We start from the raw sequence: 11,687 nt of genomic DNA on the forward strand, positions 1-11,687 counted from the left end.
AGGGGCGGGCATGATAGCCTGGAGGGCAAGCCAGATGTGTTAAACATCTGGCTTCCTGGCTTTATATCATGCCCGCTGGAGGCTCAATGTCAATTCGAAATTAGGCGTTATGAATATATGTGGGCAGTGGATCTATTAATTTCATTTGCTTTCCTCAAGTAAACACTTTTAGTCCATTCTTCTTCAATATCCATTAATACCGCACCAATAATCCGTATAGCTGATTGGTCATTCGTGAAGATTCGGATTACTTTTTCTCTTCGACGAATTTCTTGGTTTAATCGTTCTAGCATATTTGTTGTCCGCAGGTGTTTGTGATATTCTGCAGGCTCTGAATGAAATTGAATGGCGTCTTCAAATCCATTTTCAAGCGTTTCAATGGCTTTTGCGAAACCTTTCGAATCTTGATATTTGTTCACAAAGCGATTTTTCAGATCCCTAACAATGTCCAAATCGGAGTTTTGAAATAAATCGAGAAGTTCACGACGAGCTTCTTCCGTACCCTTTTTCGGCAGAGTCTCTATTATGTTTCTTAAAAAATGGACACTACACCTTTGCCATGACGTACCTAAAAATGACTCTTTAATTGATGTAACTAAACCACCATGGGCATCAGAAATCACTATTTTGGGAGATTGCAGTCCTCTGGACTTTAGGTACTCAAAGAAGGAAGACCAGCTATCAGTAGATTCGGTGTGGTTAATTTTTAAGCCAATAATTTCTCTATTACCACTCTCGTTTACCCCAACAGCGATATGGACACTTTTTGAAACTACCTTCCGGTTTTCACGAATTTTAATGTACAGGGCATCTACGTAAACATAGGGATAATAATGGACGTTTAGTGGCCGGTTTCTCCAATCGTTAATTATAGGATCTAAGGATTTGATAAGGCTTGAAACGAGAGATTTAGATACACTTGTCCCACATAACTCTTCAACGATTTTGGTGACTTTACGGGTTGAAACGCCATTTACTACCATCTCAATCATTGAAAGGATTAAAGCTTGATCGCAGCGCTTAAACTTCTCAAAGACTGTAGTAGAAAATTCACCATCCCTCGTTCGAGGAACTTTTAACTTAAGAGAGCCAACTCCAGTAATTAGTTCACGCTCATAATAACCATTTCGATAGCCTCTGCGCTCCTCGGTTCTTTCATGAGAAAGAGCATTAATATATTCATCTCTTTCCTTTTCCATTAAGGAATTTAAAATAAGCGCTAAAGAGGCTTTAACCGGTGATTCCAAAGAGCTATTCTCTACTTTTGCTTTAAGTTCATCTAAATTTATAGTAATATTAATCTGGGTCATCATCATGTCCTCCGTTTATGGTTTTCTTGGTCGAAAAACATTGTAACACGGGTCATGATGATGACCTATTCTTTTTACACAATTATACGGACTTAATCTTTTTTTGCTTTCCCTTGTCTGAAGACGATCAATGTTCGGACAACTTTCTTCCTTTTTGGCCTTTCCTTGTCTGAAGACGATCAATGTTCGGACAGCTTTCTTCTTTTTTGGCCTTCCCTTGTCCGAAAAAGATTAAGTTTCGGACAGCTTTCCTATTTTTTTGCCTTCTCTTGTCCAAAGGTGACCTCGATAAAAGATATCCAGAATTCCCCTCTTTCTTCTCCCCCACACTTTGAACTAGCCAATCCCATCATTAAATATTTTTTCCACCGAAATCTTCACAACGTTATCCAAATATTTTGTAGTGTTATATCCATCAATCTCCAGCCATATTTTTGACACTCGTTTCTTATTACAAAACTAAACTATTAAAAAGACCAAACATAGGGAAATATGTCCGGTCCATTTAATTCTTTATAACAGAGCATAGTTACGTTGTTGAAGATTATTAATTGCTAGTTAACTATCACTTTCGATGAAAAGACCTTCCTCTCAACTATTCGTTCTTCGCCAATAATATGAAAAGTATCGTTCAGCCGTATATCTTCCGAAGAAGCCCCTACATACAACTCCATTTCACCTGGTTCCACAACCTGCTTCATATTGTGATTATGGAAAGCCAATTGCTTCATGTCTACGGTGAATGTTACTTCTTTTTCTTCCTCCATATCCAAGCTTACTCTCACAAATCCGATGAGCTGTTTCGTTGGCCGTGCGATACTGCTGAAACAATCCCGAATATAAAGTTGAACTACTTCATCTCCTTCGTAGTTACCAATATTCTTAATTGTAAATGTCACTTGCAATTCCCCATCGGAAACTACTTCTTTTTGCAGTCTCAGATTACTATATTCAAATTTGGTAAAACTTAATCCATACCCAAAAGGATATAAAGGAGTATTTTTATCATGATCGATATACTCCGCCCATTCATCTAGACCCACAAAAAACGGCAATCTGCTATGATACATAGGTATCTGTCCGCTATCTTTAAGAACTGTGACCGGTAATTTGCCACTTGGGTTTCTTTTGCCTGATAATATGTTAACAATTGCTTGTGCACCCGTTTGTGCGGGCAGCCATGCGTAGAGAACTGCTTTACTTTTTTCGCTAATAATTGGGGTTGCTAATGGTCTGCCGTCAACAATTACCGAAATCACCGGCTTGCCAAGTTTAAAGACACTTTCCATCATTTCCAGTTGGGATTTTTCAAGATTAATATTGAGATTATCCTTATTTTCCCCAGATGTTGCATCAGGTGCTCTCATACTTTCTTTCCCACCAAGAACAGCAATTACGATGTCCGCTTGATGCACAGCTTTCTTTACCTGTTCGATGCCATCCTCAATCGGTTGAGAAATTTCACAGCCTTTCGCATAAAGAATATTCTCTTTACCAAATTCCCCCTCCAGTACTTCCTTGACAGTACTACAGGTTGGATAGTATTTCTCAACGAATTCCTCTGACGACTTATATTCTTTATTTGATGTTCTTCGGTTCTTCTTGAGCATTTCAATAATCATTGTTTTTTGTTCAGGACTTGGCTGCTGGTCAAATACAATACCTCTAGATTTCAACATGTCCCTATGTTCTGTAATAACGGCATCGTAGGCCATTTTAATAAAATTGTCATCCTCAGAACGATCGAAGTCCCTTGTTGATGTTTCAGCTGTTCCTACTGAAGAATAGCCGCCAAAGAAGTTTATTTTATTATTGGCAGAAGGGCCAATAACCGCTACTTTTAGTTTTCTATTCAATGGAAGAATCTTCTCATCATTTTTTACCATGACAATGGATTTTTCAGCAATTTCTTGAGACAATTCCAAGTATTCTACTTTCCTGACCTCTTCAATAAAACCCCCTGATGTATAAGGGTTTTCAAATAATCCTAACTTAAATTTCGTTTCCAATACCCTTCTTACGGAGCGGTCGATATACTCCATTTCCAATTCCCCGGATTCCACCGCTTCTTCTAAATACCGGTAAGAGGTGTTATTTGGCTGTTCAACGTCCATTCCAGCCTTGAGTGCCATAATTCCTGTCTCTTTCTGAGTTTTGGCTACACGATAACGTGCATTTGCATGACTGACACTACCATAATCAGCAACAACCAGGCCCTGAAATCCTAATTTTTCACGTAAGATATCTGTTAATAACCATTTGGATGTAGATACCGGCTGTTCATTCAAAATTCCATAACTATTCATGATTCCCATCACTTGCCCTTGATGAATGGCCGCTTCAAAGGGGAAACAATAGGTATCTAATAATTTTCGTTCAGCAATTTGCTGCTCCCCTCCATTCCGTCCCCCTTCTGCATTTCCGTAGCCGACAAAATGTTTGGCAGCCGCCATAACTTCGTGATTCCCTTGTACACCTTTGACATAAGAGGTTCCCATTTGAGCAACTAAATAAGGATCTTCCCCGTATGTTTCCCCTATTCTTCCCCATCTAGGATCACGCCCCAGATCAAAAAGAGGAGAGTGTACTGCTCTAGTCCCAAATGCCAGCAGTTGTTTCCTTACGGCTTCCCCCATTTTTCTTGCCAAGTCAGGCTCCCATGTGGCAGCAAGATTCATAGATTGCGGGAATGTTGTGGCACCTGGAATTTGTGCACCTGCAATCCCTTCATTATGAACAAGTGCCGGGATTCCCAATCTGGTTTCTTCCACAAAAAATCTTTGGATCTTGTTTAAGATATCCATGTCTTTTTCGGTATTCCCTGTCTGGGAGCTATTTAAGAAGCTGACAGTCCCAACACCATGGCGGAAATTGTCTTTAACATTTTGAATGGGATCCTGTTGACCTAAATTTACCATTCCATACAATTGAGCTATCTTTTCCTTTAAAGTCATTCTTACAAGCAGGTCTTCCACTCTATCTGTAATATTTTTGCTGTAATCTTTGTAAAGCATAATAAATCCTCCTTAATGAAATTTATGGTAACGATTTCTTATAAAAAGTTTAACAGAATAGTATAATAGCTCTTATATTATTGTTGGTTTTTAGGTATTATTGTTGGTAGTTGGAAGGTTCAACAGAAGAATTTAAAAGTTGGTGATTTTTATGAGGATGGAATATCGGGTGAACAAAGAGCTTTCAGTACAGACAGAATATGAAACTGACTTTTCTCAAAAAAGTACAGAACTTAAAGACTTACTAGATAGTGCTATCCTTACGGGGAATATGGATTTAGTGCATCAGGTGGCAGCGATTGCTGAGCAGAACAAAGATCTTAAAATTATTTTTGATGAAGAATTGGATATTCAAAAACTGTATATTGCTTCAACAATCACCTCTTTTGTTGAGACAGCCATAAAACATGGACTTCCAAAAGATGTTGCTGAAACGACGAAGAAAAAATATTACATCATGATTGCCCAGTGCAGCAGCACTTCCGAATTAGTAGGCTATTACTTTCAAAGTGTTGAAGAATTAATAACAGAAATGCAACAATATTCCATGAAACAGTTTTCACCAATCGTTAAAATGGCAATCGAATATATCCATAACAACAAATTTCAATTTCTTTATGCAAAAGATGTCGCAAATGCCATACACGTCAATCGCAGCTATCTATCGGATAAATTCAGTGAGGAAACCGGCCAAACCCTAACAGATTATATCCACAATGTTAAATTGGACTATGCAATTAAACTGATGAGAAGTAATTTTTATAAATTTAATGAAATTGCCGAATTGTTGGGTTATAAAAATTATGCTTATTTTAGTAAAGTTTTTAAAAAAATATACCATACCACCCCAAATCACTATTTTACTCAAAAAGATTCATAAAATTAGTAAAGTATTAAATAATTTACAATGAAACTTTAAATAACTATATGTAAACATATCCTCTTTTTTATATAAAAATTTATATTGTTTCGACGACTTAAAAGCCGGCTCCTCTTATAGGTCCGGCTTCTTACATTATTTTTGTTTGCTTCTGCCCCCACTCTTTCAGGCTGTTTTTGCTTCTCCCCAGTTTAAGAGTGTTAATTCATTAATGTATGATCTATTATTCTGACATATCCGCGATATTTAGCGTGATACCGTTATATGTTACATATCCGTAGCTTTTGGGTTTACCGTCTATATCACCGTCAAATAGTAATTTAGCAGGCATAGGCCCTCCAAGTGCGGAGAATGTTGCCCTAAAATTCATTTCTCCCTGCTTGGAACCAGTTAATTGAAGGTTGGTTTCATAGCGACCTCCTGTGGTTGCATCATATACAGTCTTCTCATATCCATTGTAGAAATTCTCACCGTCATCACTAAAGTTGACATACTGCGCTTCCGTCTTTCCTGAGTAACCAGAGACATTCCTGATTAAGTAGATGTATCCGGATTGCTTCCCTGCAATTTTCCCTTCTACGTTCGGATTCACGGAATCTAGAGCTGTTAAGTCTTTTATTCCATATGGGATATTATCAGTCGTAGTAACAAATGGTACAGGAGGTTCCGGTAAATAATCAAGCAGCTTCGCTGACTGGAGTCGTATTTGTGAACCATCACTCCCTCTAAGCATCTCCGGCCACATGACACGTTTACCATCCGGATGCCAGGACATGGGCGACAAATAAACCCAATTCTCATCTGTTGTAAGCTGGATTCCTTGATATCCTTCTTCGTACATAGAACGATTTATATCAATCAATACTGGACCAATGTTCCCGTCTCTGAACCGCCGTACTCCAGTTACTGCATACGTATATAGAAACCACGCCATTCCCATTGAGGTATAAATACCGTAGGGCCTTGGCATTAGCCCAAATATTGACGGATTCGTCTTATTGGAGTACCTGGTGCTCATTACTATTCCCAAAAACGTTCATCAGGGGAGAAAATCGTTGTTTCATCATATCCAGGAGTATAGGTAACTTGCGTAAGATCTTCAGAAGTCAAATCTTGCACAATGGAATCGGGCGTACTACTTCGTTTTCCCCCAACAGCGGATATTGCGTTTCCTCCCCGTACAAACTGCTTTACTTCCCCTCCCCGTATAGCACGCGGAAAAATAAAGCCAGGATTATTCGGGTCATGTTCAAAGTTCTGTATGGTACTAATTAGCTGAACGTTTTCGATTACATAGGAATCCGATTTACGTTCCAAGATACCTATGGCTACAGCAGCCCCGATATCCGAGCGAAGCATTGTCCAACTCATATGTTTATTGTCAGGAGCAATGATAATTTCTGACCAGTGGTGAGTTGTACGTGCATCTTCTTCGAGGATCGATGGGTATTCGATCGAAACTAATTCTGCGCTTGTGCATGTGTCAATATTGGGCGTACACTCCAGTACATAATCTCCCAACAGCACTCGCTTATTATCTTGAAATGGCATATACCGAATACCGTTTGCCTTTTCTTTGGTCGGTATAACCCCAGAGAATATCACTTGGAAATCCGTTCCATCATCGTTCAGAACAGCTAAGTTGTAAAAATCTGCAGAAAGGATATCGTTCTCTGTCTTATACGAAATAAGTACTTTGCCTGAGTATGTGTAAGTGCCACTCTGTAATTTCACATCATTAGGCAAAGGGACACTACTTACGTCTACTCTTCCGATTGATTCAATAGTTTTTTTCACCAAAAATCTCCTCCTGTTTCATTACATATGGTCCCTATCCTTAAAAATAGATATTGGAATTTGTGCAACATGTAAAGGGTTCATATCAAAAACTAGTGCATTATTTAGCTGCATTCCATGTACCTAACATTTTAAACTCCCTGTTTTATAGAATCATAACTACTATCATGGTAATCAAACCAGTCAAAGTCAGCCGTATTGTCACTTGTTTTTCCATTGCTGCTTGCAAACATCCCAATATAGGTTCCAACAAACCCTCCAGCAGAATCTGGATTTAATATACGACCATCCACCTGATCAAGCAGAAGCTTCATTTCCTCAAAGGTGTCCCCATAAAAGAAGCTATAGTCTTGCCCTCTAGCAGTAATTTTCAAATAGATTACATCGGAATAAAATGCGTGCTCTGCCAATTTTGTTTCATAATTTTCAAAACTGAATGTTCTTTTGTGATATTCCATTTCCGTTTTAGAAGTACATTTGATTAATCGTATGATCTTCTGTCCATCCACAAGGGATGATTCGAACCGATATTGGAAATTATTATTTTGAACCAAAGCAAGACCTGCAGTCTCATAATCATTTTGCGGATTAAACTCCATTTTTACAGTTACCCTAAAATTCATATGCTGCTGGCGTCTGCCAATGAAGCTTGGATGATCAATCACATATTCCCTATTTTCGTCGGAGCTCAAAGACATCGATGGCGGCTTTAGGGCATCAACCAATCCCTGAGGCCTTAACTTTAACCTCAAGAAACCCGGTCTTTCTGTGAGACTGTAGAATTCTTCCATTGGCGTACGAATCCCGTTCCAAACAAAACCTAACTTTTCATAATCAAAATTATCACGGACTTCAGCCTTGGCTACTGAAAAACTTGGCAGATTTGGAACCTGCTAAGCGCTCTCTACCCTGCCTGTACCAGGGGTAACAATAGGCCCCCCGTCTTCCCATTCAACCGGTATTAGAAACGTCTCCCTTCCTAGGTTTTTAAAATAACCTCCATAAGGTCTCGAAGCCAACGCCACCATCCACCACTCCCCATTTTGCGTTTCCACGAGGTCGGCGTGTCCAGGATTGGAAATGGGGATTTCCTTGCCAAGATGACGATGAGTTAAGATTGGGTTCCCTTCATACCCTTCATACCCTTCATAAGGTCCAAATATATTCTTGCTTCTTGCGATCGTCACTGCATGGAAATGTTGTGTACCACCTTCTGCAATCAAAAGATAATAATAACCATAGACTTTATACAAGTGAGGACCTTCCGGAGAATGTGCATTTTTTAATGCGCCCCGCCAAAGATTATGGCGTTCTCCTACTAGTTTCATAGTTGTTAATTCAAGTTCCTGACCCCAAATTTCCATATTACTAAACTTTTGTGCATCCTTTGCCATCCAGGCTGCTGTAAAGTAAACCCTGCCATCTTCGTCAAAGAACAAAGAGGGATCGATTCCTGGCGCATTCTCTATCCAATAAGGATCGGACCATGGGCCAGCTGGATTTTCCGCCGTTACAATGAAATTGCCCCCATTCGTTACATTGGTTGTAATCATATAAAAAGTTCCTTGATGGTAACGGATGGTTGGCGCATAGATTCCTCCGGAAAGTCCTGCACCATCCAAGTTTAGTTGTGATGGCCTGTCAAGGACATGACCAATCTGTTCCCAGTTCACAAGGTCTTTGCTGTGAAAAATAGGTACACCTGGGAAGAATCCAAAGGAAGATGTAATCAGGTAATAATCGTCACCTGCTCTACAAATGGATGGGTCAGGGTAGAACCCAGGCAGTATTGGGTTTTGAAATGTTTGTTTTTTGATATTGTCCATCCTATTAATCTCCCTGCTTAATATGAATTCCATGGTGAAAATACGATAAGAACCAGTCTTAATCAAGTTTGCATGTTAATACTGATTCTTACATGCTAGTTGGATTCTATCTCATGTAATTCTTATTTTACCGGTATTTCAACTGAAACAGCCTCCAGCCCTTCCACACCGACCGTCAAAACAGAAATGCCAGGATCATACCCTGCCCGAACAATCGCGAGCAGTCTGCCCTTAAACGAAGTAAACTCACCTTTTGTATAGTTTTCTGTCGTTTGCGGTCTGCCTGTTCCAAACCCAGCAAGTGTAGCGTCTCCCTCTACTTGTGCATGGGCTTTAAGCTCAGCGGTTGGCACCAGTTGTCCCTCGACATCAATAATTTCAACAACTGCGAAGCAAAGAGACTGCCCGTCTGCTGTTAGTTCAGTCCTTTCCGGACTAATACGTATTCCAGCAGGCTTGCCAGCGGACCTTACCGTGTCAGTTGAAATTTTCTTACCAGCGGAATAGCTTACCGCTTCTAATGTCCCTGGTTCAAAGGTAAGCTCAAACTTTGCCGTAAAGCGGTTCTCTTTGCCAGCAGGTTTTTTCCCAAGGCTCCTTCCGTTTAGAAACAGTTCCACTTCTTCTGCGGCTGAGTACACATCAACCTGAACAGGTTTTCCTTCAAAGCCTGTCCAGCTCCATGCATTGTCGACTTCTGGCCAGCCCCAACGGCCTAAGATTTCCACCTTGCCGCTATTTTTAGGATCATACGAAGCAATAAATGTTTCATCAGAGCCCCAAACAATCCTGCGGTAAGCTAACTGTGGACGTGGAAAACCACAAAGGTCAAAATCAGCATCATAAGCGAGACGCCATGGATATTTGGATAAATGGCTTGTCCTATAGGCAGCCTCAGCTTCGTCAGGAAGAACATATTCCACTTTACCAAGACCGGCTTCCCCCAAGTAATCGTAGCTGGTCCAATTGAAATCACCGATTACATGGGAGTACCGCTCCACATCATTCCAGTAGATATCCATTTCGATTGGTTTACTTTCTGTGCCGCAGATAACTCTGTTCGGATATTCGTCTAACTCATCGTAATGGTAATTTAGATAATTGAGCCCGACCACATCCAATGGGGCAGCATATGCCTCCGTATATTCACCCCATACCTTTTTCCCAAAGTCAGAATCTAAGTTGAACAGACCTCCTCCCATTGTTTTAGGTTGTTTCATTAGTTCCATATAAAATTTCACTTGATCTTCGTCATCTAGTCCGTTAAAGAAAGAGCATAAGGAATTGGTTATGAGACGGGTTGGATCGAGTTCACGGACCCATTCAGCTAATTTAGCAGCCCAAACATAACCATTGGATAATCCCCCACGTTCTGGGATTTCGTTGCCAGTCGACCACATAATCACGCTGGGGTTATTGCGGTCACGAAGAATGAATGACTCCATATCGGCTTTCCAGTCATCTTCAAAGTACTGACTATAATCATGGGTATTCTTCTCCATCGTCCAAACATCAAATGCCTCATTAATAACAAGCAAACCCAAACGGTTGCATGCATCCAGGAGGTCCCTCGACATTGGATTATGGGCAAAGCGGATGGCATTATAGCCGTTGTCTTTGTGGAGTTTCATCTTTCGGTATTCACTGTCCTTAAATGACGCAGCTCCGAGGATTCCGTTGTCATGATGTACACAGCCGCCTTTGAGTTTTACTGTGCGTCCATTCAGCATAAAGCCATTCTTTGTGTCCACGGAAATGGTTCTGATACCGAATTGTGTGCTGTCACTATCAATAACTGTTTCATTGTCGGTCAAGTCAACCGTGATATTGTAGAGATTTGGGGATTCAATATCCCAGAGTTCAGCATTTTCAACAGGAACCATTACCCGACCCACGACCTTTTCGCCTGCAGGAATATGTAATTTGACCTTGCCGACACCCGCTTCTGTCCCACAGGAATTTTTCTCAATTTTTATATCCACCCACAGATTTGCATTTTCAGCACTATGGTTCTCCACTGTCGTTTCTACAAGGACAAAGGCAGTCCCGTTTACAATATGCGAAGTGTGGGCGTAAATTCCCCACGGTGCTATATGTATCTGCGGTGCCGAAAGAAGGTCAACATGGCGATAAAGACCTGATCCGGTGTACCAGCGCGCATTCGGCTGTGCAGCATTGTTTACTGTTACGGAAAGACGGTTTGGTTTTCCTAGTTTGATATACGGAGTAAGGTCCGCATGAAACGGAGTATAACCGTAATGGTGCCGGGCAACGGTATGTCCATTCAATATCACGGTTGTATTCATGTAGGAGCCATCAAATTCGACTATGATCCGTTTATCCGCAAAGTTTTCGGGAATATCTAGGGTCTTCGTATATGTTCCTATTCCTCCACCATAATAGCCTGTTGATTTTCCGCCAGGAGCGTCATGATAAGTATCTGTCTCTATGGTAAAGTCATGTGGTAGGTGTACAGTCTTTCCTGCCTGGCTTAATCCAGGTATGGCAGACGGTTTATCATTCACAAACTCCCAAGCTTGATCGATATTTTGTCTAAGCATATTGAAATCTCCTTTATTATGAAATATCTCATAATCATTTTGATAACACTTTTATAAAAATTGTAATGTACATTACATGGATGTGCTCGTATTTTCTTGCGTCAAATCGCAATTTCTGGGGATTATTTAATCTTCTCAGTTAATGAATTGCCTCTCTAGAGGTTAATGACTAGTTGATCTCCTATACCTCCCCCATTCTCTTGTTTGGGTAGTGCAATCATGTTTGATACTGCCTTTTTCAAAGTAAAATTAGCCGATGATTGTATTTAAAATCATCGGCACAAACAGTTAAACTAATT

General features: G+C 40.2%; 8 protein-coding genes. 1 reads left to right on the forward strand and 7 read right to left on the reverse strand.

What is annotated here, in order from left to right; all coding sequences use genetic code 11:
* Nucleotides 1-107 precede the first annotated feature (107 nt).
* Both L1999_RS17080 and L1999_RS17085 read right to left on the reverse strand, forming a co-directional pair.
* Nucleotides 108-1,310 (reverse strand): IS256 family transposase, encoded by a 1,203-nt coding sequence (locus L1999_RS17080; RefSeq protein WP_235739646.1) that lies wholly within the window; start codon nt 1,308-1,310, stop codon nt 108-110.
* A 554-nt stretch (nt 1,311-1,864) separates the two neighbouring features.
* Nucleotides 1,865-4,324: a glycoside hydrolase family 3 N-terminal domain-containing protein gene (locus tag L1999_RS17085; RefSeq protein ID WP_235739647.1), complete on the reverse strand. Its 2,460-nt coding sequence runs from the start codon at nt 4,322-4,324 to the stop codon at nt 1,865-1,867.
* A 169-nt stretch (nt 4,325-4,493) separates the two neighbouring features.
* Here L1999_RS17085 and L1999_RS17090 point away from each other — a divergent pair, with 169 nt between their 5' ends.
* Nucleotides 4,494-5,204 carry a helix-turn-helix domain-containing protein gene (locus tag L1999_RS17090; RefSeq protein ID WP_235739648.1) on the forward strand — a complete coding sequence of 237 codons (711 nt, stop codon included), beginning with the start codon at nt 4,494-4,496 and terminating at the stop codon, nt 5,202-5,204.
* Between the two features lie 223 nt (nt 5,205-5,427).
* On the opposite strand, the gene L1999_RS17095 is transcribed toward L1999_RS17090, so the two are convergent.
* The 5 genes from L1999_RS17095 to L1999_RS17110 all read right to left on the reverse strand — a co-directional run bounded on the left by L1999_RS17095 (nt 5,428) and on the right by L1999_RS17110 (nt 11,388).
* Nucleotides 5,428-6,222: a hypothetical protein gene (locus tag L1999_RS17095; protein ID WP_235739649.1), complete on the reverse strand. Its 795-nt coding sequence runs from the start codon at nt 6,220-6,222 to the stop codon at nt 5,428-5,430.
* A 2-nt stretch (nt 6,223-6,224) separates the two neighbouring features.
* On the reverse strand, nt 6,225-7,001 hold the full coding sequence (locus tag L1999_RS17100) for a hypothetical protein (protein WP_235739650.1): 777 nt from the start codon (nt 6,999-7,001) through the stop codon (nt 6,225-6,227).
* A 131-nt stretch (nt 7,002-7,132) separates the two neighbouring features.
* Nucleotides 7,133-7,882, reverse strand: coding sequence for a beta-xylosidase family glycoside hydrolase (locus L1999_RS29790; protein WP_345790904.1), 750 nt, complete (start codon nt 7,880-7,882; stop codon nt 7,133-7,135).
* 12 nt (nt 7,883-7,894) lie between these two features.
* A complete protein-coding gene (locus tag L1999_RS29795) occupies nt 7,895-8,827 on the reverse strand; it encodes a glycoside hydrolase family 43 protein (RefSeq protein ID WP_345790855.1) in 933 nt (310 codons plus the stop codon).
* A gap of 122 nt (nt 8,828-8,949) precedes the next feature.
* Nucleotides 8,950-11,388: a glycoside hydrolase family 2 TIM barrel-domain containing protein gene (locus tag L1999_RS17110; RefSeq protein WP_235739651.1), complete on the reverse strand. Its 2,439-nt coding sequence runs from the start codon at nt 11,386-11,388 to the stop codon at nt 8,950-8,952.
* Between the last annotated feature and the right edge of the window lie 299 nt (nt 11,389-11,687).

Origin of the sequence: Neobacillus drentensis (assembly GCF_021560175.1) — a bacterium.
In the GTDB taxonomy this organism is placed as follows: Bacteria; Bacillota; Bacilli; order Bacillales; family Cytobacillaceae; genus Neobacillus; species Neobacillus drentensis_A.